Below are 23715 nucleotides of genomic sequence, written 5' to 3' on the forward strand. Positions count from 1 at the left end.
CGGCTGTGGCGATCCCGGACCAGCGTAACGCGAACAGAATCAACCTCAGGCGGACTTATTAATGCCGGACGCGCTAAGGCAGGGTCGCCGTGGGGAGCCCACGGCAGGATCGATCGCTAATTTACCCGCATTGCCTGGCAAAATAAAGGCGATTATGCTGAGAACTTTCTCACATTTAGCGCATTTTTAATTCAGGAATCACCGACATTCCCACCCGCAGACGAGCCAGATCCGGCTGATCCCTCTCCAGAACGATTTTTACCGGCAGGCGCTGGACCACTTTGGTGTAGTTGCCGGTAGCATTATCCGCAGTGATGGCCGCAAATGTTGAGCCGGTTGCCGGAGCAATACTGTCAACGTGGCCACGCAGAGTGACGCCGGGCAGGGCGTCAACGGTGATACTGACCGGCTGTCCGCTGCTGACGTGCGCCAGCTGCGTTTCCAGGAAATTCGCCAGCACGTAGCTTTGCTGTAGCGGCACGACCGCCAGCAGGCGCGTACCGGCTGAAACCCACGCCCCTTCACGCAGCGCGCGCTGGCCTACCGTACCGGAAATGGGTGCGGTAATGCGGGTATAGGAAAGGTTCAGCTCGGCCTGATCGACGCTGGCTTTCGACGCGGCAATATCGGCTTCTGCCTGGCGCACACTGGCCTGCAGCACCGGGACCTGCTTACGCGCGGCCAGCACCGCGGCCTGGCTCTGTTTCACCTGCGCGGCGGCGCTCAGCATAGTGGAGTTCGATTTCTGCTGCTCGTCGGCGGTTGCCGTGCCGCTTTTCAGCAGCTGACGGTAACGCTCTGCATTTTGTCCGGCGTAGTTAAGCGACGCCTGGCTGGCGCTGACCGCAGCTTCATTCTGCGCAATTGTTGCCTGCTGCTGATCGAGCTGTGCCTGAACGCTGCTCAGCTTGGCCTCGCTAATTTGCAGGTTAGCCTGGGCTGTTTCCAGCGCCACGCGATAATCACGATCGTCAATTGTTGCCAGCAGGTCACCGGCCTTCACCTGCTGGTTATCCGTTACGCTAACCTGACTGATATAGCCGGAAATTTTTGGCGCCACCAGCGTGTAGTCGGCGGTAACCACCGCGTCGTTGGTGCGATAGTCGTGGCTGCCGATTGCCGACCAGATAAAAAAGGCCATCCCCAGTAGTGCCAGCAGCAATAGCGCCAGCAGTGAGGTACGTTTTGCAGGTGTGAAACTCATGATGTTGTTCTCGTTGTTGGCGAAGCAGAATTAATGAGAGTTTGTGGCGGCCAGACGCGTTTCGGCAGCCAGGCGGTCAGCAGGACCAGCAGCAGGGCAAAGCCGATAATCAACAGATAGGTATCGCTGATGCTGAGGATTGTCGCCTGATGTTTTACCAGCGTGCTGAAGTGGCTGAGATTTTCCGTCGAGCTGGCTGAACCATCTGGCAACATCGGCTGCAGGCTGCTGGCCGCGTCGCTGCTGTTCGCCGTGATCAGCCAGGGGCGGTTACCGAGGTTATCGACCAGCACATGGGAGTGAAACTTCTCGCGATGGGTGAGGAAATTCTCCACCAGGCTGCCGGCCGCGACGCTGGAAAAACCGCGCACGGTATTGAACATCGCTGAGGCGAACGGCCCTTCCGGCGGCATCACCACGCTGGTGGCACTCATCAGTACCGGCAGGATCAGCATCGGCTGACCGAAGGCCTGCAGTGCCTGGATTAGCCAGAAATTCTGCCGCGCCCACTCATCGGTCAGCTGCGTGCCCAGCAGGCAGGAGGCGATCATCAGCCCGGCTCCGGCGGTTAACACCCAGCGGCAGTCCACCTGCCGCAGATTCAGTAGCGTAGCGACAAGCGGAGCAATGATCAGCTGCGGCAGACCGATAGTCAGCGCCAGTGGGGCAAACTGTGCGGTACGAAAGCCATCAATCTGCGCAAAATAGGCCGAAGGCAGCGCTGAGCCGGAGAGCGACACCATCAGTACCCCCGCCAGAACCTGCAGGCCGTGGGCGAGATTCTTACGCTGTAGCATCTGCAATTTAAACAGCGGCAGCGGGTGATACCACTCGTTAATAAAGAAGGTCACCAGCAGCGCGGCGGACGCCAGCAGCAGGCCGGCGATAAGCGGTGATTCAAACCACTCCAGGCGTTCCCCCTGAGTTAAGCCGAGGATCAGCAACGCCATACCGCTACAGCCGGTCAGCATCCCAAAGGCATCGATCTGCCGCAAACGTTCCAGGCGCAGCGGGTCCTGCGGTAGCCCCCAACCGATCAGCAGGGAGGCAATCAGACAGGGTGGGATCACCTGCCAGAAAGCAAACTGCCAGCCAACCGAATCGGTCCAGAAGGCCGCGAGGGAGGCGGCCATATTCGGACCGAAGGTCGCCGTCATCGCATAGGCCGCCAGGCCGTAAAGCTTGATAGTCGGCGGCAGGAAGCGCAGCGCCACGGTCATCAGCATCGGCGGCAGCGCGCCACCGAACAGGCCCTGAATGGCACGAAGGGTGATAAACAGCGCGGGATCGGTCACTAGCGGCTGGATCACCGCCAGGCTGGCAAAGCCTGTTGCCACCACCAGGGTAAAACGCCGCAGGGAAAAGGTCACTGCCAGCCACGGGGCGATCATCATCGCGGCGACTTCAGCGGCCTGGTAGGAAGAGGTGATCCAGCTGCCGGTATCATAGTCGATACCGATCGCCGCACGGATATCCGCCAGCGCCAGATCGGTTACGCGATCGTTAAGGCCTGAACTGAGCGTGGCAATCAGCACCCCGATCAGCCCGAGAGCCAGGCGCAGGGTAAAAGGATGCGGCGGCGGCATCGCCACCGGCGGGCTGTTCATAGCAGGTGCTCCGGGAGGATTATTATTATCGATGCAGTGTATTGCATCGTGATACATTGACGCAGATATTACATCTTGATGCAGTGTATTGCAATGCGATGCAGTGTGCCGGACAGGGTAAAAAAGTGCTACAGTAAGCCCGACATCAAGGAAAGAGAATCGTTATGTCTGAACCCTCAATACCGCACGACGAAGAACGGACCGGTGGCATTCAGGTCATCACCCGGGCGGCAAAAATTCTGGATGCGCTTGGCGCAAAACCTAACGGTATGAGCCTCGGCGAAATTGCGCTGGCGGTGGATTTGCCGCGTTCAACTGTACAGCGCATTGTTGCTGCGCTGGACTCGGTCAAGCTGGTACGCAGTCACGGTGCCGGTGGGGTTCGTCTTGGCCCGGCGCTTCTGCGGCTGATCGCCAATGTACATACCGATGTGGTGACGATTGCTCAGCCCTGGCTTCAGGCGCTGTGCCAGGCAACGGGCGAAACGGTGTCGCTGGGCAGAGCAAGCGGGCTGCAGCTGGCCATCGTGCATTATGTGGTGGCCGATCGCGAACTGCGTGTGGTGCCGCGTATCGGTATGAACCTGCCGCTCTACAGCACCTCCGGCGGCCGTGCGCTGCTGGCGCTGGACAGCGATGAGGCCGCCCGGGAGCTGCTCGGCGAAGCCTACCAGGCAATCACCGATCTCACCGTGCGTGATTTCCCTGCGCTGCTGGCGCATTTAACGGAAATTCGCCATACCGGTCTGGCCTATGACCGTGGCGAAACGCTGGAAGGGGTGTCAACGATGGCGGTGGCTATCGATACTATTCTGGGGCGTTTCTCCATCAGTCTTCTGGTCCCCACTCCCCGTTTTGAAAGATTTGAAGATCATTACCGTCAGGAGATCCTGAAATGTAAGCTCGGGATGGTGGATGAAATTGGCAAAGTGGCATTGCGTGACTAACAGGAGAAAGCTATGAAAACGCTTTTGGTCGCCGTTGATAACTCTGGGATTGCTCGTAAGGTTGTGGCGCTGGCCACGGAACAGGCGCTGGCGCTGCGGGCCGAGGTGGTGGTGCTGTGCTGTATTGACGTCAGCTATGCGTCATCCGGGCCGTTTGAGATTGAAGCCGGGGAAGATCCCGGTGATTTTGGCATGGCGCTGGACGAACAAAACACCGCTGAAGCCGTGGTACGGCGCGCACTGTCGGAACTGCAAAAGTCCGGCGTGACGGCTCGTGGGCGGGTGATTGCCGGTGAATCGGCAGAAACCATCGTTGCCCAGGCTAATGCGCTGAACGCCGCGATGATTATTATGGGGCGGCGGCACCTTTCTTCATTTAACCGTCTGCTGAAAGGTTCGTGCAGCGCATCGGTGATAGAACGCGCCAGCTGTCCGGTTTTAGTCGACGTTCGGGCGGATTAAGCCCTTTTTATCTCAGGCCGGCATAACCGGCCTGACTGCATCAGGAAAACCGTTTTGATTTCTCAACCCGTATTGATTTCTTCAGCGATCGCGCTGGTCTGGCTGGTGGTGATTGCGCTACTGGTGAAGCGCGGCAGCCTGGGGAAAATTGCCGCTCTGCTGCTGCTGATCCTGCCATTGGCGGCGGGAAACTTTTATTACTTCCGCTGGATGGCACCGCAGCAGGCAGAGACGGCCCGACAGGATGCTGCCCAGCTAAAACTGGCGACGCTGCCGGTTTGGCGTACCGTCAAAGTGCAGCAGCCGGCCCTGTACAAGCAGGCCAGCGATGAGCTGCTGAACGGTCTGCATAGCGGTTTGACTGAGCAACAGGCTTTTGACCGACTGCGCCCGCTGGCGGCAGACCTGCTCAACCAGCGAATTAACGCTGCCGCCGACGATGATCTTATCGGCTATATGAAAGTGTCGCTTGAAGAGATGAAGCAGCTGCGCCAGCAGAGTACCGATCGCTGCTTCCGCTTCCTGTTCCCGCAGGTCAGGGGAGGCGTGGATATTGCCGAGTTGCTGCCGCAGCCGCTGGTTGAAAGTGAAATGCAGGCGATGGACCGGCTGTTAGTGAACAGCCGAGATGGCGATCGTGCGGTGGACTTGCCTCGCGGCCGCAAGCAGCTTCAGTCGGTAGTCAGAACGCTGTACGGAAAGTGGGGCAGTGACTTACAAACCCTTAACACTCCGGCAGAACCGGGCGTGGATGAAAGCAAACTCTGCGATATGACCATCGACCTTTATCAATCTGTGCTGGCACTTGCGGATAAAGATTCAGCCAACGTGTTGCGTATAATTATTAGTGGAACAGGTAATTAACCCTGAAAAAAAGCCCGCTCGCCGCGGGCACAAGTCATTAAGTAAAGCAATGATATAACAATAAAAAACCTGGTGTGGTTCAGACATTTGCGTTGTCTGGATGCATAGTCGCACTGAACGGCTGATAACGCCAGGCGTCTCCCCGAATTGATTCAATCGGTAAAACATTGCATTTTTCTGCTCTGTACCTTGTGAGGTATGCAGGTGCACCGCTGAGTAAAAAAATGCAAATGCGCCGTAGTCTGATAGTCCCCGGAGGCGAGGTTGTTATCATGCTGCCCGGAGGAAAAGAGCAATGATGAAAACAAAAATAACCGCCTTATTGGCACTGCTGCTGCTGGCCGGATGTACGTCCAGCAAGCCTGGCGCATTTGAAAAAGTGGACGAAGACCCGGCGGTGAATACCGTACAGTATCGCTTTAACCCGACTAAAGTGGACAAGGTGGCGCTGGCTGAAGATATCGAGCGTTACTGCACCGAAAGGGGATTTGATAAAGTAGAAGCGCTGTCTCCGCAGGAGAGCCACGTACCGGGATTAATGAAAGCCTGGTATCAGTGCAATTACAGTATTAAAAGCTAAAAAAATGGGCGGATAACTATCCGCCCAAATTTTATCAATAATAACTACTCTTCTTTATTGTTATCTTGCCGTGCGCAGGCTTTGCCCGCCGCCGGTGAGATAGCTCACCGGATAAGTTTACCAGCCTCGATGCGGGCCGCCGTGATGGTAGCCGCCATGATAGCCACCACCTCCGTGATATCCGCCTCCGCCATGATGAGGCGGTGCAACGATACAGCCGCTCAGCATGATGATCAGTGCCATTACAGAGGTTGCTTTCATTATATTTTTCATCATTTCACTCCTGCCATTTCGATACGTACAAATTTAACAAGGCAAAGTGGAGGAATAATGCGGGCAGTGTAGAGTTATTTAATTAGATATTTCAAATAATTTCAGTAGTGAAATTTATAATCTGTCAATTCTATTCTTAAATAAGAATAGTATTAAATATATTCCAATTTGATAAGAATCATCTTAAATCAATGTTTGACCAGATTCATCTCCGTGAAGCCGCCAGGTTTATTGTTGTGCTTCTGATACTGTAATAACGTAAATTCTATCCCTACATTTTTATCAAGGAGCGGTAATGAGCTATCAGGTAGAAAACGTACTGCGCGCGCAGACCGAGCTGGGCGAATGCCCGCTGTGGGACACGCAGCAGCAGGTGCTGTGGTTTGTCGATATTCTGGCTCCGGCGCTGCATCGTTTCGATCCATCCAGCGGTGAGCATCAGGTTTGGCCGGTTGCGGAAGATATTGGCTGCATCGGCCTGCGCGAAGAAGGTGGGTTGATTGCCGCACTGCGCAGCGGGGTGTGTTTCCTTGATGAACAGGGGAAAATCGTCCGGCGGATCGCCGAAAACCCCGGTGAAGCGGCGCGGAGCCGCTTTAACGATGGTCGCGTCGATCCGTTTGGCCGCTTCTGGTGCGGCAGCCTGTGGGAACCCCAGGATCGTAACGGCGGCAAACTGTGCCGCGTAGACGAGAATCTGCGGCTGACGGTTCAGGCGGAGGACGTCAAAATTTCTAACGGGCTGGCATTTTCACCCGATCGCCGCTGGATGTATCACACCGATACGCCGAACGGCCTGATGTATCGCTATCCGCTCGATGCCGCAGGTGAGCCGGGAAAAAGGCAGGTGGTCAGGCACTTTATCCAGCAGCAGGGCGGTTTACCGGACGGCGCTGCGGTGGACAGCGAAGGTTTCTACTGGTCGGCAATGTTCGACGGCCAGCGGGTGATTCGCCTTGACCCAACCAGCGGTGACATTGTTGATGAGATCCCGCTGCCGGTGCGCTGGCCCACGATGGTGGCGTTTGGCGGCAGCGATTTGAAAACGCTGTATATCACCAGCTCGCGTGAAAACCGGACCGCAGAGGAACTGGCGCAGTATCCGCAGTCCGGCGATCTGTTCGCGGTGCGGGTCAGCGTGGCCGGATTGCCCGAGCCGCGCTTTATCCATCAATAAAGAAAAACCGCCGTCGGTCAGGACGGCGGTTCTGCTTATCAATCCGCTATCAGGCGTGCTGCAGTTCTTTTTTCTGCTGTGCGCTGGCGTTTGGCATGCGGATCACCGCCGACATCAGCAGTGAGACTACCAGCAGCGCCATAATCAGGCTGAAGGTCACCATAAAACCGCCGAACAGGGAGGCAATCAGCGAGCCAAGCACGCTACCGATCCCGAAGCCGAGGTAAATCACGCCGTAGTTTTTGGTCAGGTTATTGAGGCCGAAGAAATCACTGACCAGCGATGGATAAACGGTAATGGTGCCACCGAAGCTGAAGGCTACACAGGCGACGGCAATAAAGAAGGTGGTTTCATTCATGCTGCTGAACAGCAGGATGCCCATACCGCAAAGGGAGACCACCTGCGCCAGGCTGATCACCCGAATACGCGCTACCTTATCAGACATAATGCCCAGCACCAGGCGACCGCTGAGGTTAGCGATAGCGATAATAGTGACTGCGCTGGCAGCGGTCTGCGCGCTGAGGTGAACCAGGCTCTCACCAATATCCTTCGCCACGCCAATCACATACAAACCGCTCATGCAGGCCGTCAGGAACATCAGCGCCAGCATCCAGTACTGCGGCATACGCATAGATTCTGCCAGCGTGAAATCGCGAGCTGGCTGAGCGCTGCTGCTACTGGCTGATGCTTTCTGCAGTGGGGCATCTTTCATCATCAGTGAACCCAGCACGATCATGCTCATCGCCAGTCCGCCCCAGATCATAAAGGTGGTTTCCAGGCTGTTCACGCTGAGCAGGTAACTACAGATAAATTTAAAGCCCAGGCTACCCAGTCCGTAAGCACCGATTGAGCAGGCAGAAATCAGGCCTTTACGCTCCGGGAACCACTTCACGCAGTTAGACAGGGTGATCAGATAACCCGCGCCATCCGCCAGGCCTACAAGCACGCCTGCGGTCAGGTACAGCATAAACAGGTTGTCAGCCTGCGAGGTCAGCATCAGACCCGCGGCCATCAGCAAACCGGCGGACAGCGTGACCTTACGCACGCCAAAACGTTCCTGCAGTTTCCCGGCAACGGAAGAAGCCAGGGCCAGGCCAAGACTCAGCAGACCGAAGGAGAATGCGACCTTACTGATCGGTGCATCCAGCTTGCTGGACAGCTGTCCGTTGAACAGGCTCCAGGTATAAACCGAACCGAGGGCAAACTGAGTAATAATGGTGCCAATCAGGGTTAGCCAGCGGGTGCGGTTAACGCTGCTGCTTAATGTTGGTGTGCTCATGAAATTCTCCCAATGGGAATGCTAAGAATCTTTAAATTGGGGAAATTTTAAGCCTGCCAGCGATACAGGCGGCGGAAAAAGGCATGAAGTGCCGCATTCAGGGAATGAAATGCACGGATAGCGACATGAATGGCATCTGGCAGCCGTTTTGATGGACTTGAACTAAAGTGAATATATTGATTTAAATCAATTTTTTTAAAATTTAGCAGCCGGGGCGTATGGTGTCAATGGGGCGACGGTGGTTGATAATAGTGGCCGAGAAGGCAGCGGTGATTCTTTTCCTGCTGCTCGTGCTGTTTGCCAGATGGAGGCGTAGCCTGACATTAAGTTCACCGGATCTACGGAGGGAGTCAAATACTCCTTTTGTGGTGTTATGTCGATATTTATTCATCTCTACTTTTAGCATAGTAAAAAATCCAATATCGATGTTCGTTTGGTATTTTTCTTATTTTTGCGTGTTAGCTCAAGTAATGGTTAACATTCTCAGTATTGAAAAGTGTATTTAAATGAACTTATCCTAAGAAACCTCTTATTAATTTCGGTGTTTATGAGGAGATAATGATATTGGTCAATTTTTCGTTGTTTTAGTGTTTTATTTTGTAATGCCCTGTTAAAACTTGCGATGTTTCTTTCTTTTAACGTGTGCCGAAGCGAAATTTGGTTGTTTTACGACTATTTTTTCGTGAAAACAGAAGGGTGTTTGTTTTTTAATAACAAGAGTTTTCTAATTTTTATGTTTATATTTTCGTATTTGATTAATTAAGTCTGAATGCTCTATTATCGCCCGCAAAGAAATTAAGACTGCAATTCTTTACATGGCGATATCAAAGAGGGATTTATGAGCGACAGCTTCCAGAAGGAAATACCAAAAGCACGTATTAATCTGAAACTCGATCTTCATACCGGCGGTGCCAGTAAGAAAATGGAATTACCGCTGAAATTACTGGTTGCCGGTGATTTCAGTAACGGGCAGGAAACCGCACCGCTATCAGAACGCAGTAAAACAGACATTAATAAGAATAATTTCAACAGCGTACTGGCGGAATATTCTCCGTCGGTGAATCTCACCGTTGAAAACACCCTGGCCGGAGACGGTAGCGAAGAACATATTCATCTCACCTTCCGTAATATGAAGGATTTCACCCCTGAACAGGTGGCCCGCCAGATACCTCAGCTCAAGGCCATGCTGGCCATGCGCAACCTTCTCCGCGATCTGAAAGCCAATCTGCTGGATAACCAGAACTTCCGCAAAGAGCTGGAAAAAATCCTGCTTGACCCGGCACTGAGCAATGAACTGCGTAGCGAACTGTCCGCGATGGTGCCGGAACAGGCATAAACGGTCGCAATGATTAACGGATTAACAAGAGAATATGCTGATGTCTGTACAAAATGAGAATGCCACTGCTGCGGAAAATGTCACCCTTGAACATCCGCAGGCGGGCGGCGTTTATGCTTCCCTGTTTGAAAAAATCAACCTCCATCCGGTTTCCTCTCTCAGCGCGCTGGATATCTGGCAGGATGCACAGGCGATGTCCGATGCAACCGCCGATGAGCGCCTGACCGCCGGCATGCAGGTATTTCTGGAACGCCTGCGCCAGGCAGGAACCAAAGTTGAGAAGCTGGATAAAGCGCTGATTGACCACCATATTGCCGAGCTGGATTTCCAGATTGGCCGCCAGCTGGACGCGGTACTTCACCATCCGCAGTTCCAGGCCGTTGAGTCGCTGTGGCAGGGCGCTAAATCGCTGGTGGATAAGACCGACTTCCGCCAGAACGTCCGAATTGAGCTGCTGGATCTGTCTAAAGAGGATCTGCGCCAGGACTTTGAAGATGCGCCGGAAGTGGTTCAGAGCGGCCTCTATCTGCAAACCTACGTGGCGGAATATGACACCCCAGGCGGCGAACCGATTGCCGCGCTGATTTCGGCCTGGGAGTTCGACGCTTCGGCGCAGGACGTGGCCCTGCTGCGCAATATCTCTAAAGTCTCCGCCGCCGCCCATATGCCGTTTATCGGCTCGGCCGGGCCGAAATTCTTCCTGAAGGAGTCGATGGAAGACGTGGCGGCCATCAAGGACATCGGCAACTACTTTGACCGCGCGGAATACATCAAGTGGAAATCCTTCCGCGACACCGATGACTCGCGCTATATCGGGCTGGTAATGCCGCGCGTGCTGGGCCGTCTGCCGTACGGACCAGACACCGTGCCGGTACGCAGCTTTAACTATGTGGAAGAGGTGAAAGGCCCGGATCACGATAAATACCTGTGGACCAATGCTTCGTTTGCCTTTGCGTCCAACATGGTGCGCAGCTTTATTGATAACGGCTGGTGCGTGCAGATCCGTGGCCCACAGGCCGGCGGTGCGGTGAAAGATCTGCCGATCCACCTGTACGACTTAGGGACAGGCAATCAGGTGAAAATACCGTCTGAGGTGATGATCCCGGAAACCCGCGAATTTGAGTTCGCCAACCTTGGCTTTATTCCGCTGTCTTATTACAAGAACCGCGACTACGCCTGCTTCTTCTCGGCCAACTCCACCCAGAAACCGGCGCTGTACGATACCGCCGACGCCACCGCCAACAGCCGGATCAACGCCCGCCTGCCGTATATCTTCCTGCTGTCGCGCATTGCTCACTATCTGAAACTGATCCAGCGCGAGAACATCGGTACGACTAAAGATCGTCGCCTGCTGGAGCTGGAACTGAACACCTGGATACGTGGCCTTGTCACCGAGATGACCGATCCTGGCGACGAGCTGCAGGCTTCCCACCCGCTGCGTGACGGCAAAGTGGTGGTGGAGGATATCGAAGATAACCCGGGCTTCTTCCGCGTGAAGCTGTATGCGGTGCCGCACTTCCAGGTGGAAGGGATGGACATCAATCTGTCGCTGGTCTCGCAGATGCCGAAAGCGAAAGCATAAGGGCGCTGAATGAGAACGGAACAACCGTTATGGGGCCGGGGCATTATGCTTTCGCCCCAGCATTTTCAACAGCAGGCTGCTTATGCGGCCTGGTCTGCGGAATTTATTGCGCGTCTCGGGTTGTGCCAGCCGTGGGGCGTGATCGAAGCCTCTTTCGAAGATGATGCGCTGAAACTGGGCCGCCTACAGGCCCGTCGCCTGTGCATTCGTTTCCAGGATGGAACACTAATTGACACCAGCAATGCCGATGCGCTTCCTCCGGTGCTGCCGCTGGAAGGAGAACAGGGTGAAACGGTCGTGCTGCTGGCACTGCCGCTGCTGCGAGCGAACGGCGGTAACTGCCTGAAACCCGAAGAAGCTGCCGAACGTCCGGTACGTTATCGCCAGCGCTGGCGTGATATTCGCAATCAGTTTGGCGATGACGATCGCCAGATTGCGGTGATGCAGCATGAGCTTTGTCTGCGTTTTGCCCATCAAAACAACAGCGACTACCTCACCTGTCCCGTTGCGCGTCTGCATCTGGACTCGCAGGGGCTATGGTCGCTGGATGACAGCTTTCTGCCGCCGATGCTTACCCTGCAAAGCAGCGGCTGGCTGATGCAGCAGCTTGATCAGCTCATGGTCCAGTTGCGTGCCCGCTTAACGAGGCTGATGGCGATGCGCCGGGAAAGTAACGCGCGCATGGCGGATTTCGCCGTCGCTGATGTGTCGCTCTTCTGGTTGCTCAATGCGCTAAACGGCGCTGAGCCGGTACTGGCGCAGTTTCTGCAGTATCCACAGAGTGCCCCGGAACGTCTGTATCCTGAACTAGCCCGGCTGGCCGGCAGCCTGCTGACCTTTTCGCTGGAGCATCAGAGCGGCGCGATCCCGCCATGGCAGCACGAACGGTTGAACGATGTGTTTCCTCCTCTGTTTGTACTGCTTAATGAGCTGCTGGAAGCCAGCCTGCCATCGCGCGTAGTGGCGATTGAGCTTAGCTACGATAAGCGCATGCGTCAGTGGCTGGCGCGTCTGCAGGACCCTCGCCTGCGCGACGGGGCGGATTACTACCTTTCCGTTCGCTCCTCCCAACCTGTTGCACAGCTGCTGGAGCAATTCCCGCGCCAGTGCAAGGTCGGCAGTCCGGATTATGTCACCAGCCTGGTCAACGCATCCCGCCAGGGGATACCTCTCAAGCCGCTCAGCCATGTTCCTGCCGCCATCCCACTTCGGCTGGAGAACCAGTATTTCTCGCTGGATCTCACCCACCCGGCAGCGCGGGAAATGCTGGAAAGCGGCAACTGTATGTTCTACACGCCGGGCACGCTGGGCGAGCCTGAACTTGAACTTTACGCGGTACTAAGAACATGAGTGACAGCAAACGCAGAGCGGCCTCATCCGTCGATATTGATGCGCTATTTCAGGATACCTGGTTACAGGTTATCAGCCTGCGCCACGGCCCACTGTTTCAGGAGGGAGAAGGCTACCTTCTCTGGCAGCGCTGTGTAGCGGAAATAGAACGTGTACAGCAGTCGCTTAACGACGGAGGGGTGGATGAAGCCGGCCGTCAGCATATTCTTACCGCGCACTGCGCCCTGCTGGATGAGGCGGTGAAAAGCCGTGGCGTGCAGGACGACGCCTGCATGCAGTGGTACGACATGCCGCTACAGGGGCATTTTCTTGGCACGATTGAGGCGGGGGACACGTTGTGTGACCGCATGCGCGCCGTGCTGAGTGAAATGCAACCCGATGCTGCCGTGTTGACCTGTTTTCACCGGGTCATGCTGTTGGGATTTATCGGTAGCTATCATTCGCTGAACGATCCTCAGCGTGAGCAGTTGGTCAAGATGCTGAACGATCGGGTTCCACCGTTTACCCCGCAGGATCAACCTGTGCTGGCGAATGCTTATGCGGCGAGCCGTATCGGCCCATGGTTTACATCCTGGCCGCTGCGTATTGGCGTGAGCGTCGCGATCCTTATTACGCTCTGGTGGGGGTTGGACCGATCCCTGGACAGGATGTTGGCGACCCTGCTGCCGGGAGTGATTCCATGACCTCTACGCAGCGCAGCGTGCTGGCGATATGGGGAGCACTGCTGAGCGCCGTTGTATGCCTGGGTTTTTTGCCGCTCCCACTGCGCGCAGCAACAGGGATAACGCTGATTTGCATTGGCGCGATCGCAGTCGTCTGGTTTCTGATGGCCCGTGGCAGGGGACATAAGGCGGCGATTCGCTTCGACAATTTGCCGGACGCCAGCTGGCGGCAGCCGGTGGTGCTGGTGTGTGGTGATATTTCACAAGTGTGGCCACAGGAGTCTCCGGTACTGGTGCTGTCGCAGGGCTGCTGGATCAACGTCGCGAATCACCAGGACATGGAACAGGTTGCCCGCCATCTGCTGTGGCTGCGCCCCGACTGGGGACGCCAGCTGTCGCTGATGGTGAACATCTCTCCGCAGCTGCAAACGGATACGGAAACGCTGACTGGCCGTTTACTGACCCTGCGCTGGCAGTTAAGCCAGCTGCGCCGAGAAACCGGCTGTGCGATCCCGCTGCTGCTTCATGCTCAGTTGGGTTGCAGCATGATGCACGAAAACCTGTGGCAGACCGCGATTGCAGATCACGCTATCCAGGTCTGGCGTGAAGGAGCGCCCCCGTTATCGGTAGCAACCTGGAACGCCAGCGAGGGGGCCCAGGCTGTGCAGTCGCAGGTGATCATCGGCAGCCTGTCCGCATGGTTTAGCCAGCATGTAGCCGCAGTGTTTACTGATGAAAATCCGGATATCCCTGCTGTGCTGCCTGTGGCGATCGTTTGGGGGGCTGGCCCTGCTCTTGCCGGTGCCTTACCGGAGTCTGCCTGGCTCAACTGGCTGCGTAAGCACAGCGCGATGCAGCATGTTGCTGGCTGGTCTCCCGTGCCAGACAACGCGGCCACGCCCCCGGTTCTGCCTGACTTTATCCTGCCCCTTTTACCCCGGGGGGCGGGATTGACACCCCGCCAGCGCCTGTGCCGCGCCGGACTGACGGCTTTTACCTTTGCGGCGATTGTGGCGCTGTGCAGCGGCGGCTGGAACAACCGCCAGCTGTTGCTGCGGATGAATTTCGATATCCAGCATTTCTATCGCATCGCCAGCGGCGACCACATTCGTAAAGCCGAGGCCCTTAAGATCCTACAGCAGGATGCCGCGCAGCTGGATGGCTGGGCCCGCAACGGAGAGCCGATGTCTCTGGGGCTCGGATTATATCGGGGTGAAAGCCTGCGTCTGCCAATTCTGACGGCGATTCGCTCCTATACACCGCCATCTCTACCGCAGACGCAGAAAACGCTGCCGAAGGCCCAACCGGAAGCCGCGCCGCAAATTATTCGCCTCGACAGTATGTCGCTGTTCGATTCCGGCAAGGCAGAGCTGAAGGCGGGATCGACGAAAATGCTGGTTAATTCCCTCGTGGGAATTAAGGCGAAGCCTGGATGGCTGATCGTGGTCAGTGGACACACGGATAACACCGGAAATTCCGGGCTTAATCAGGCGCTGTCGCTGAAGCGTGCGGAGGCGGTTCGCAACTGGATACGCGATACCGGCGACGTGCCGGAAAGCTGTTTTGCAGTACAGGGCTATGGCCAAAACAGCCCGATTGCAACCAATGACACGATGGAAGGGCGGGCGCTCAACCGCCGTGTCGAAATCAGTCTGGTACCGCAGGCCGATGCCTGCCAGATACCGGACAAAACCCCAGCGTCATCTCAGGATGATGACGTATCACAACACAATGGAGAGTAATTCCATGGCAATTCCTGTTTACCTTTGGCTAAAAGACGACGGCGGCGCGGACATCAAAGGGTCCGTTGACGTACAGGATCGTGAAGGCAGCATTGAGATCGTGGCCCAGGAACACAACCTGTACATCCCGACCGATAACAACACCGGTAAGCTGACCGGTACTCGTATCCACACCCCGTTCCTGTTCACCAAGGAAATCGATGCCTCCAGTCCGTATCTGTATAAGGCCGTCACCACCGGACAGACACTGAAATCTGCGGAGTTCCGCTGGTATCGCATCAACGATGCAGGCCAGGAAGTGGAGTATTTCAATACCAAACTGGAAAACGTCAAGCTGGTGAAAGTGAATCCGAAGATGCATGACATCAAGGACCCCGCCTACGAGAAGCACAACCATCTCGAACAGATCGAGCTGCGTTACGAAAAAATCACCTGGACCTACAAAGACGGCAACATCATTCATTCCGATTCCTGGAATGAACGCGCCACGGCGTAAGTCTCCGGCGGGCAGATTTCCTGTCCGCCTTTTTTGTTTTTGCCGAACGCCTGTGGTTACGGGCGTTCAGCAAAAATAACCCTATGGAAATTCGACCTGATGCGCTTTGAGTTCTTTGCATAAAGAAAAGCGATGGGCGGTAGCGTGCCTCAAGGTCCCTGACAGCGAGTTAACTAACATGGAAAACCCCGCAATTCTCCTGCGTCGTCTCAACCCTTACTGTGCCCGCGCGATGGAAGGTGCAGCGTCATTGTGCCAGACCCGCACTCACGCAGAAATTTTGCCGGAACACTGGCTGCTGAAGTTGTTGGAGCAGGGGGAGGGCGATCTGACGGTGCTGGCGCGCCGCTATGAGTGGGACATGGACGGGATGTGGCAGTCGCTGCTGGAGTGGCTGGATAGCCTGCCGCGTTCGGTGCGCGGACGCCCGCAGCTGTCAGAGAATCTCCAGTCGCTGATGCAGCAAGCCTGGCTGCGGGCGTCGCTGGCGGGGGAAGAAAGTATTCGCAGCATTCATCTGCTGATGGTGCTGATCGACAAACCGAAAACGGTGCGCTGCGACGGGCTTTGGCCGCTGCTGACCCTGGGTCAAATACAGCTGGAACGCCTGCGCCCGCTGCTGGACAGGCAGTCGGACGAGCGCCCGGAAGTCCAGCAGGAAGCTGAGCTGGCACGTATCCCGGCAACGGAAGAAACGATCGCCACTGCAGTTGACGGCACAGTGAACCATGAGAACGCGTTGTCTCCCGCACTGCAGAATGCGCTGGATAAATTCACCCTCGATGTAACCGCAAAAGCACGGGAGGGAAAAATCGACCCGGTATTTGGCCGCGATACTGAAATCCGCCAGATGGTGGATATCCTTTCCCGCCGCCGTAAAAACAATCCGATTCTGGTGGGCGAGCCGGGCGTAGGTAAAACGGCGCTGGTGGAGGGACTGGCGCTGCGGATTGCTGAAGGTAACGTACCGGAGAGTCTGAAGCCGGTCAGCCTGCGTACGCTCGATCTTGGACTGTTACAGGCCGGTGCGGGAGTAAAAGGTGAATTTGAGCAGCGGCTGAAAAACGTCATTACTGCGGTACAGCAGTCACTCACGCCGGTACTGCTGTTTATTGATGAAGCACACACGATAATCGGTGCCGGTAACCAGGCGGGCGGCGCGGACGCGGCTAACCTGCTGAAACCGGCGCTGGCGCGCGGCGAATTGCGCACTATCGCTGCAACTACGTGGAGCGAATACAAACAGTATTTTGAACGCGATGCGGCCCTGGAGCGCCGCTTCCAACGGGTTTTAGTGGACGAGCCGGATGATGAGACCGCCTGCCTGATGCTTCGCGGTCTGAAATCCCGCTACGCGGAGCATCACGGCGTTTATATCACCGACGATGCGGTACGCGCGGCCGTCACGCTTTCCCGCCGTTACCTTACCGGGCGACAGCTGCCGGATAAAGCGGTGGATCTGCTGGATACCGCGGCCGCCCGCGTGCGGATGAGCCTGGATACGCTGCCGGAAGCGATTGTGCATCTGCAAGCGCAGATAACCGCACTGGAGCTGGAGGAACTGGCGCTGCGGGAAGATATTGCCGCTGGCAGCCCCCCGCAAAGCGAACGGTTGCGCGACATTGCCCATCAGCGTGAGCGTCTCAGCGCAACCCTGCAACATTCGCAGGCGCGACTGGCGGATGAAAAAAGCCTGGTGCAGCAGCTGATTGCGCATCGTCAGCAGGCCGATTCGACGGATGCAGCAGGCTTACGGCAGCAGCTGGCTAGCTTGCAACAGGACGAGGCCCTTATTCAGCTGGATGTGGATAGCCGTACGGTAGCAGGCGTAATCGCTGACTGGACCGGCGTGCCGCTCTCTTCTCTGATGAAGGATGAACAGACAGAACTGCTCAATCTGGAAGCGGAGATGGCGCGGCACGTAATAGGCCAGGATGCGGCACTCAATGCGATAGCCCAACGACTGCGTGCGGCCAAAACCGGGCTGACCCCGGAAAACGGCCCGCAGGGGGTATTTCTGCTGGTGGGCCCGAGCGGCGTGGGCAAAACCGAGACCGCGCTGGTACTGGCCGATGTGCTCTATGGCGGTGAGAAATCGCTGATCACCATCAACCTTTCCGAATATCAGGAACCGCATACCGTTTCGCAGTTAAAAGGCTCACCGCCGGGGTACGTCGGTTACGGACAGGGGGGCATTCTGACCGAAGCGGTGCGTAAACGCCCCTATAGCATTGTGCTGCTGGATGAGGTTGAAAAAGCTCATCGCGACGTGATGAACCTGTTCTATCAGGTGTTCGACCGTGGATTTATGCGTGATGGCGAAGGGCGTGAAATCGACTTCCGCAATACGGTGATCCTGATGACTTCTAATCTGGGTAGCGATGCGCTGATGCAACTGTTGCAGGAACAGCCGGAAGCCACAGAAAGCGATTTGCATCAGCTGCTGCGCCCGGTGCTGCGCGACCACTTCCAGCCCGCGCTGCTGGCACGCTTCCAGACGGTAATTTACCGATCGCTGGCACAGGAACCGATGCGTGCCATCGTCCGAATTAAGCTCGAACAGGTTAGCAAGCGCTTGCATCGGCACTATGGGCTGAAAACACACATTGCCGACAGCCTTTACAACGCACTGACCGCCGCCTGCCTGCTGCCGGACACCGGGGCGCGCAACGTGGACAGCCTGTTAAACCAGCAGATCCTGCCAGTGCTGAGCCAGCAACTACTTGTGCATATGGCGGCGAAGCAGAAGCCACAAACGCTGACGCTCGGTTGGGATGAGGACGACGGGATCGTGATGGAGTTTGATGGCGAAACGGCAGAAGCACAAGGAGAACAGCCATGAGTGCAGCACCGCTTAGCGTGGCATTCAGCCACAGCCACCACCTGCTGGCGGTACGCGGCTGTGATGCGGATCTGGACGTCCTGGTCTTTGAAGGCCGGGAGGCGCTAAGCCAGCCGTTCAGTTACCGCATTGAGTTCACCAGTAGCCAGCATGCCATCAGCAGGGAAATGATGCTGCTCAAACCGGCGTCGCTGACGCTGCAGGCCCCGGTGGATCAGGGCCGGGGGATTAAAATCCAGCAGCCGGTGCGGGTGATCCAGGGTGTGGTGACGGGGTTTGACCGCCTCAGCACCTCAAAAGACGAGACGCGCTATGCCCTGACGCTGCAGCCCCGGCTGGCGCTGCTGGACCGCTCGCACCAGAACGCCATTTATCAGGACATGTCGGTGCCGCAGATTGTCGAAAAAATCCTGCGCGAGCGCCACGACATGCGCGGTCAGGATTTCCTGTTCTCGCTGGTGCAGGACTATCCGCGCCGCGAACAGGTGATGCAGTACGGCGAAGACGACCTGCACTTTATCCGCCGTCTGCTGGGGGAAGTGGGTATCTGGTTCCGCTTCACCACCGACACGCGGCTGAACATTGACGTGGTGGAGTTTTACGACAGCCGGCAGGGCTGTGAGCCGGGCCTGACCCTGCCCTCGGTCCCGCCGTCGGGCCAGCATTCCGTGGGCGTGGACTCGGTGTGGAACATGGAAAGCCATCACCGGGTGGTGCAGAAACAGGTCAGCACCCGGGATTACAACTACCGCCGGGCCACGGAAGACATGAATGCGCAGGTGGATGTCACGCGCGGCGACCCGACCACCTGGGGTGATGCCTACCATTATGCCGACAACTACCTGACGCCGGGCAGTGCGCACGACCGCAACCCGGCCCCGGAGACCGGCGCATTTTATGCCCGCATCCGCCATGAACGCTACCTGAACGGGCAGACGCAGATCCGTGCCACCAGCAGCAGCCCGACGCTCTCTCCGGGGCAGGTGCTGAAGGTGACCGGGGGTGATGAAGTGGCGGCGGTGTTTGCTGACGGCGTGGTTATCACGGCGATACACAGTCACGCGCGCCGTGACGCCGACTTTACCGTGCATGTTGACGGCATCCCGGACGGTACCGACTTCAGCTTTCGCCCGGCACCCGGCTCCCGCCCGGTGATGGCCGGTACGCTGCCGGCCCGGGTGACCAGCACCACGCCGAACGACACCTACGGCCATATTGATAAAGACGGCCGCTACCGGGTGAACATGCTGTTTGACCGTGACGGCTGGGAAAGCGGGTTCGAAAGCCTGTGGGTACGCCAGTCGCGGCCGTACGCGGGGGACACGTACGGCCTGCATCTGCCGCTGCTGGCGGGGACGGAAGTGGCGATAGGCTTTGAGGACGGCAACCCGGACCGGCCGTACATTGCCGGGGTGCTGCACGACTCGGCGCACGGCGACCACGTCACCATCCGTAACTACAGGCGTAACGTGCTGCGCACGCCGTCAAACAACAAAATCCGGCTGGATGATAACCGCGGGCAGGAACACATCAAGGTCTCGACGGAGTACGGCGGCAAAAGCCAGCTGAACCTGGGTCACCTGGTGGACAGCGAGCGGCAGAAGCGGGGCGAAGGTTTTGAGCTGCGGACGGACAGCTGGGGCGCGATACGGGCGCAGAAGGGGATATTTATCTCGGCGGATGGCCAGGCGAAGGCGCAGGGTGAGGTGCTGGAGATGCAGGCGGCTGTCAGCAACCTGGGCGATGCCCGGGAGCAGATGACGTCCATCTCAGAGGATGCGCAGAAAGCGACGGCGAACCCCGCTGATTTGCAGGCGCAGGTCAGACTGCTGGAGCAGCAATTAACGGAGCTCAGGAAATCAGTGCTGCTGATGAGCGCGCCGGACGGTGTGGCGCTGACCAGCGGGCAGCATCTGCAGGTCTCAGCCAGTCAGAACCTGACAGCCACAGCCGGAAAGAATGCGGACGTCAGCGTGGTGAAGAATTTGTTTGTGGGTGTGGGTAATGCGTTGAGCGTGTTTGTACGTAAACTCGGTATTAAGCTCATTGCGAATCAGGGGCCGGTAAAAATTCAGGCGCAAAATGACCTGATGGGTCTTATCGCTCGCGGCGAACTCAGTCTCACCAGTACTGAAGATGAAATCCATATTACTGCGAAGAAAAAAGTGACGATAAATGGTGGTGGAAGTTATATCACCCTTGATGTGAATGGCATTGAATCCGCCACTCAGGGGGAATACCGGACCAAAGCCGGGCACTACGGGCGAAAAGATAAGGCCAGTGAGCCAAAAGACTTTCCGAACGTCGCCCCTGAAACCACAGAACCGACCAACACCTTTAACTTTTCCTGACAGGGAGTCACACCATGATTATCAGTCCCCCGTTTCTGAGAGATAAAGATGCCACTCAATCTGACGCAGACTGGGTTGAAGCAATGATGCCTGTTAATTCCCGTCGGGGATATCCTCTCAATACATCAGAGTCATGGCATGGTGGCATCCATATAGCGCATACGGATGCAGGCGCAACACCAGAGAAAGTGAGAGCAATTGCTGACGGGACAGTGGTATCGTTCCGCAAGCCCGCTCCGCCAGAGAAAAGAGACCAGTTTCCACTGAAGTATGCTCCTGTCAGGGGAACAGATGATGGCTATGTCCTGTTGAAGCATGAGACAGAAATTGGTTCCGGGGAGGACGGTAAGGTTGTTTTTTACTCTCTGTATATGCATCTGAAGTTTCTGGAAGCAGAGATAAAAGCTGACGCCAAAATCTACCGTAAAGACTCACTTGGCTCCTCCGGAATGACTGACGGGCAGAATGAATTTCACTTTCAGATTTTCTGTGACGATGACAACATCAAAAAACTGACGGGCAGAAAAACGAAGGAGCTGGATATTGCGAAAGACGGTCGCACCGATGCAGTTTACGGCGATATCCATTTTTATCTGCCAGCAGGAACAAAGTTTTATGACAAGGCACCGGCGAATAACAGCACTTCCATCACCGGGCTTTCTGAGCTCTATACCAGCAATGCGCCTCTGTATGTCAGCATGACTCTGGCACAAGGCAGCTGTACGATGGTGACCCGGCAAAAAAATACGCAAACTGACGGGATGTATGAACTGCTGGGCGAGCCGCTGGTTAACGCCGATGGTGAGGATTACGAATACAATCTTTATAAAACCGCTATGAAGAATTATAAGGAGAGCCCCAGCGCCGGGTTTGAACTGCTTCGTTTTGGCCGGGTGATTAATACGGACCATGAAACGCTGGTGCCAGCAGATGCGCCATTATGGATGACGATAAATTTTCCGGGCGGAAAAGGTGTAGTGAACCTTGCTGCGGTAGGTGTTAAAAAATTTAGTGATGCAGACTTTCCCCACTGGACAGGATGGCTGCTGGTTGATGATGACAAAGATACCCACAGCCAGTGTAATTCGGCGATCATCAGAAAGTTGCAGGAAGCGGGCAGTTACGAGGCTCAAAGCAACAGGCTAATCTGCTGCTTACCATTCGAGTGGGAAAAAAGCACCATAGATGCCAGGTATAAATGGCTGATGACCGGTCTGCCCTGGGAGCAGTGTAAGCCGGAAAAAACGGCCATATGGACGGTACCGGGGACACAGGAAACGAAGGACCGTGTACTCATGAGTGAAGAGGATTACGGCAGGTTTAAGCAACACGCTGAGGCGTTGTGCTTTGATTCCGGAGTTCTTGGTAGCGGAAGACTGTGGCATATAGAACCGAAGGCATTTATCCAACAATTTCGGAAATGCGGGTGGTTGAGTAAGCGAGAGTTAAAACAATTGATTCCATTGAATGGTCTAAGTGGGCAGAATTGGAGCAGTATTTCATACAATGATGCGGAAAGTAGTACTGCTGACAGGATATATACCTCTCTAAATAAAACGATGCAGAAATATTTAATAAATACACCTCTGCGGATTGCTTGTTTCCTGGGGAATGCAATACAAGAAACAGCTTGGCTAAGCACAACTCATGAATTTTATAAGTATACAGAGAGAGACCGGCATACAAGGCAAGTAACTAGACAATATAATATCTGGTATTATCCATGGCATGGGCGAGGTTTATTGCAGCTAACTAATCCTGAAAATTATTTCAATTATTTTAGTTTTAGGGGGTTGGTTTATTCTGCAAGTATCAAGAATAGGATATTCGGCTGAATATGAAAGACTTTACCGTAATAGTTCGCTCCGTTATACAGATAACCACCTTGGAGACGAATCAAATACTGATCTTCCAAATAACGTTATTGAATGGCGAAACAATGTAGATGAATCTGACTATGAGCCCACCGATAGCGCTGGTTTTTATTGGTGTTCAAGCAAAATGGCAAAGTATTCGGATTCTGAACACGAATTGGAAAGGTGCACTATAAGAACAAACGCGGGAGTAAAGGTTTATTATCGTAGCCAAGCGTTTTGGAAGGCCAGCGCCGCAGTTAACCTCCCAGGGCGTATTAGTGATACTAATTACAGAGGTTTGAACGGCTTTGATACTCGTTGTTGTGTCTATGGAAGTGCTATTTCTGTACTCACAGAGATGAAATTTCCGAATGATAATCGTGACGTTGTGCTTGAAATTCCTGAATCAAATCAACTTAGGAGAGAGAAATGAATAAGTTAATGCCATTTACAATCGTTTTTTGGGGAATGTTGACCATCAACGTTTACGCACAAGATATGGTGTTTAAATGCTCAACTCCAAATAATAAAGAAATATCACTTTATCAAGATGGCGATATTCTTACATACCGGTTCGGTAAGGATAGCTCAAAGCCAGATATTGAGATTAAGAGAAGTTTGCAAAGATTGAATATAACTCAAGAAATACCAGTGGGTACAGGTTTGAATAGCACTGTGGAGTTTAAAAATGGAATTTATAGTTATACAGTTAATGAAAGCTTAAATAGAGTTAGTGAAGAGCATGAATCAACAGCATGGCTAGATGTAAAAAAAATGGTGATATTATAAGCTCAATGGATTGTAATATAGATAATGGTTCTTTATTCGATATAAACACCAACTACAAGTGATACATTTAACTGTGCATGAAATCATCAGGTAGCTGGTAATGCCTTTAATCAATAGAAGTTTTTGGTGATTTCTTCAAAGGAAGAGCTGGCACAAATCTACCCAGACAAGCTTTATCCGACTAAATCACTTGAAAAAATCGGTACAACTGTAAGTAGACCGGATTTAGTTCCAGGCACTTTTTGAGATTTCCGTATTTTCCGCCATCAACCGGTACTCGTCCGGCGTCAGGTTGTTCAGGGATTCATGAGGGCGT

Annotated in this window: 18 protein-coding genes and 2 pseudogenes; 15 read left to right on the forward strand and 5 right to left on the reverse strand. The window is 55.0% G+C overall.

The genetic code is table 11. The features are described 5' to 3' along the window. Positions 1–175 precede the first annotated feature (175 nt). Positions 176–1204 carry an HlyD family secretion protein gene (locus tag OMR58_RS13290; RefSeq protein ID WP_105593332.1) on the reverse strand — a complete coding sequence of 343 codons (1029 nt, stop codon included), beginning with the start codon at positions 1202–1204 and terminating at the stop codon, positions 176–178. After that, positions 1201–2811: an MFS transporter gene (locus OMR58_RS13295; RefSeq protein ID WP_264546169.1), complete on the reverse strand. Its 1611-nt coding sequence runs from the start codon at positions 2809–2811 to the stop codon at positions 1201–1203. Before OMR58_RS13295 ends, OMR58_RS13290 begins: the two co-directional genes overlap by 4 nt. A gap of 164 nt (positions 2812–2975) precedes the next feature. Here OMR58_RS13295 and OMR58_RS13300 point away from each other — a divergent pair, with 164 nt between their 5' ends. From OMR58_RS13300 to OMR58_RS13315, 4 genes are all read left to right on the forward strand, one after another. Beyond that, positions 2976–3758: an IclR family transcriptional regulator gene (locus OMR58_RS13300; protein WP_105593334.1), complete on the forward strand. Its 783-nt coding sequence runs from the start codon at positions 2976–2978 to the stop codon at positions 3756–3758. A gap of 12 nt (positions 3759–3770) precedes the next feature. Further along, positions 3771–4220, forward strand: a complete 450-nt coding sequence (locus tag OMR58_RS13305; protein WP_105593335.1) for a universal stress protein — start codon at positions 3771–3773, stop codon at positions 4218–4220. Between the two features lie 54 nt (positions 4221–4274). Beyond that, entirely contained in the window at positions 4275–5084 is an 810-nt protein-coding gene (locus OMR58_RS13310; protein ID WP_444861316.1) for a hypothetical protein, read from the forward strand. Between the two features lie 298 nt (positions 5085–5382). Then, on the forward strand, positions 5383–5664 hold the full coding sequence (locus OMR58_RS13315; RefSeq protein WP_105593365.1) for a hypothetical protein: 282 nt from the start codon (positions 5383–5385) through the stop codon (positions 5662–5664). A gap of 117 nt (positions 5665–5781) precedes the next feature. On the opposite strand, the gene OMR58_RS13320 is transcribed toward OMR58_RS13315, so the two are convergent. Next, complete coding sequence (locus OMR58_RS13320) at positions 5782–5940, reverse strand: hypothetical protein (RefSeq protein ID WP_172606603.1); 159 nt, start codon at positions 5938–5940, stop codon at positions 5782–5784. A gap of 292 nt (positions 5941–6232) precedes the next feature. On the opposite strand from OMR58_RS13320, the gene OMR58_RS13325 reads away from it, so the two are divergent. Beyond that, positions 6233–7114 carry an SMP-30/gluconolactonase/LRE family protein gene (locus tag OMR58_RS13325; RefSeq protein ID WP_264546170.1) on the forward strand — a complete coding sequence of 294 codons (882 nt, stop codon included), beginning with the start codon at positions 6233–6235 and terminating at the stop codon, positions 7112–7114. A 49-nt stretch (positions 7115–7163) separates the two neighbouring features. Here OMR58_RS13325 and OMR58_RS13330 read toward each other — a convergent pair whose 3' ends face one another. Then, positions 7164–8393 (reverse strand): L-lactate MFS transporter, encoded by a 1230-nt coding sequence (locus OMR58_RS13330; protein WP_200547866.1) that lies wholly within the window; start codon positions 8391–8393, stop codon positions 7164–7166. An 838-nt stretch (positions 8394–9231) separates the two neighbouring features. Between OMR58_RS13330 and tssB the strand changes: the two genes are divergently transcribed. From tssB to OMR58_RS13380, 10 genes and pseudogenes are all read left to right on the forward strand, one after another. Then, positions 9232–9729: a type VI secretion system contractile sheath small subunit gene (tssB, locus tag OMR58_RS13335; RefSeq protein ID WP_200547865.1), complete on the forward strand. Its 498-nt coding sequence runs from the start codon at positions 9232–9234 to the stop codon at positions 9727–9729. A 34-nt stretch (positions 9730–9763) separates the two neighbouring features. Further along, entirely contained in the window at positions 9764–11311 is a 1548-nt protein-coding gene (tssC, locus tag OMR58_RS13340; RefSeq protein ID WP_264546171.1) for a type VI secretion system contractile sheath large subunit, read from the forward strand. 9 nt (positions 11312–11320) lie between these two features. Continuing rightward, complete coding sequence (gene tssK / locus OMR58_RS13345) at positions 11321–12661, forward strand: type VI secretion system baseplate subunit TssK (RefSeq protein ID WP_264546172.1); 1341 nt, start codon at positions 11321–11323, stop codon at positions 12659–12661. After that, positions 12658–13344, forward strand: a complete 687-nt coding sequence (gene tssL / locus OMR58_RS13350) for a type VI secretion system protein TssL, short form (RefSeq protein ID WP_264546173.1) — start codon at positions 12658–12660, stop codon at positions 13342–13344. The genes tssK and tssL overlap by 4 nt, the downstream gene beginning before the upstream one ends. Then, the gene (locus OMR58_RS13355) at positions 13341–15065 is read left to right on the forward strand and encodes an OmpA family protein (RefSeq protein WP_264546174.1); all 1725 of its coding nucleotides are present in this window, start codon (positions 13341–13343) and stop codon (positions 15063–15065) included. Before tssL ends, OMR58_RS13355 begins: the two co-directional genes overlap by 4 nt. Before the next feature lie 4 nt (positions 15066–15069). Continuing rightward, positions 15070–15561 (forward strand): type VI secretion system effector Hcp, encoded by a 492-nt coding sequence (hcp, locus tag OMR58_RS13360; RefSeq protein ID WP_200547861.1) that lies wholly within the window; start codon positions 15070–15072, stop codon positions 15559–15561. A 178-nt stretch (positions 15562–15739) separates the two neighbouring features. Beyond that, positions 15740–18403: a type VI secretion system ATPase TssH gene (gene tssH, locus OMR58_RS13365; RefSeq protein WP_264546175.1), complete on the forward strand. Its 2664-nt coding sequence runs from the start codon at positions 15740–15742 to the stop codon at positions 18401–18403. Beyond that, positions 18400–20754 carry a type VI secretion system Vgr family protein gene (locus OMR58_RS13370; RefSeq protein WP_264546176.1) on the forward strand — a complete coding sequence of 785 codons (2355 nt, stop codon included), beginning with the start codon at positions 18400–18402 and terminating at the stop codon, positions 20752–20754. Before tssH ends, OMR58_RS13370 begins: the two co-directional genes overlap by 4 nt. A 14-nt stretch (positions 20755–20768) precedes the next feature. Further along, positions 20769–23043 (forward strand): annotated as a pseudogene (locus OMR58_RS13375) (M23 family peptidase). Further along, entirely contained in the window at positions 23040–23399 is a 360-nt protein-coding gene (locus tag OMR58_RS13380) for a hypothetical protein (RefSeq protein ID WP_264546177.1), read from the forward strand. Before OMR58_RS13375 ends, OMR58_RS13380 begins: the two are co-directional and overlap by 4 nt. A 225-nt stretch (positions 23400–23624) precedes the next feature. On the opposite strand, the pseudogene OMR58_RS13385 reads toward OMR58_RS13380, so the two are convergent. Next, positions 23625–23715 (reverse strand): annotated as a pseudogene (locus tag OMR58_RS13385) (integrase); the annotation flags it as partial.

The sequence above is a fragment of the Erwinia sp. INIA01 genome (genome assembly GCF_025947915.1).
Lineage (GTDB): Bacteria > Pseudomonadota > Gammaproteobacteria > Enterobacterales > Enterobacteriaceae > Erwinia > Erwinia coffeiphila.

Excerpts from the sequence above, each read along its gene's own strand:
- OMR58_RS13290 (WP_105593332.1), bottom strand. The coding sequence starts at position 1,204 with ATGAGTTTCACACCTGCAAAACGTACCTCACTGCTGGCGCTATTGCTG.
- OMR58_RS13295 (WP_264546169.1), bottom strand. The coding sequence starts at position 2,811 with ATGAACAGCCCGCCGGTGGCGATGCCGCCGCCGCATCCTTTTACCCTG.
- OMR58_RS13300 (WP_105593334.1), top strand. The coding sequence starts at position 2,976 with ATGTCTGAACCCTCAATACCGCACGACGAAGAACGGACCGGTGGCATT.
- OMR58_RS13305 (WP_105593335.1), top strand. The coding sequence starts at position 3,771 with ATGAAAACGCTTTTGGTCGCCGTTGATAACTCTGGGATTGCTCGTAAG.
- OMR58_RS13315 (WP_105593365.1), top strand. The coding sequence starts at position 5,383 with ATGAAAACAAAAATAACCGCCTTATTGGCACTGCTGCTGCTGGCCGGA.
- OMR58_RS13320 (WP_172606603.1), bottom strand. The coding sequence starts at position 5,940 with ATGATGAAAAATATAATGAAAGCAACCTCTGTAATGGCACTGATCATC.
- OMR58_RS13325 (WP_264546170.1), top strand. The coding sequence starts at position 6,233 with ATGAGCTATCAGGTAGAAAACGTACTGCGCGCGCAGACCGAGCTGGGC.
- OMR58_RS13330 (WP_200547866.1), bottom strand. The coding sequence starts at position 8,393 with ATGAGCACACCAACATTAAGCAGCAGCGTTAACCGCACCCGCTGGCTA.
- tssB (WP_200547865.1), top strand. The coding sequence starts at position 9,232 with ATGAGCGACAGCTTCCAGAAGGAAATACCAAAAGCACGTATTAATCTG.
- tssC (WP_264546171.1), top strand. The coding sequence starts at position 9,764 with ATGCTGATGTCTGTACAAAATGAGAATGCCACTGCTGCGGAAAATGTC.
- tssK (WP_264546172.1), top strand. The coding sequence starts at position 11,321 with ATGAGAACGGAACAACCGTTATGGGGCCGGGGCATTATGCTTTCGCCC.
- tssL (WP_264546173.1), top strand. The coding sequence starts at position 12,658 with ATGAGTGACAGCAAACGCAGAGCGGCCTCATCCGTCGATATTGATGCG.
- OMR58_RS13355 (WP_264546174.1), top strand. The coding sequence starts at position 13,341 with ATGACCTCTACGCAGCGCAGCGTGCTGGCGATATGGGGAGCACTGCTG.
- hcp (WP_200547861.1), top strand. The coding sequence starts at position 15,070 with ATGGCAATTCCTGTTTACCTTTGGCTAAAAGACGACGGCGGCGCGGAC.
- tssH (WP_264546175.1), top strand. The coding sequence starts at position 15,740 with ATGGAAAACCCCGCAATTCTCCTGCGTCGTCTCAACCCTTACTGTGCC.
- OMR58_RS13370 (WP_264546176.1), top strand. The coding sequence starts at position 18,400 with ATGAGTGCAGCACCGCTTAGCGTGGCATTCAGCCACAGCCACCACCTG.
- OMR58_RS13380 (WP_264546177.1), top strand. The coding sequence starts at position 23,040 with ATGAATAAGTTAATGCCATTTACAATCGTTTTTTGGGGAATGTTGACC.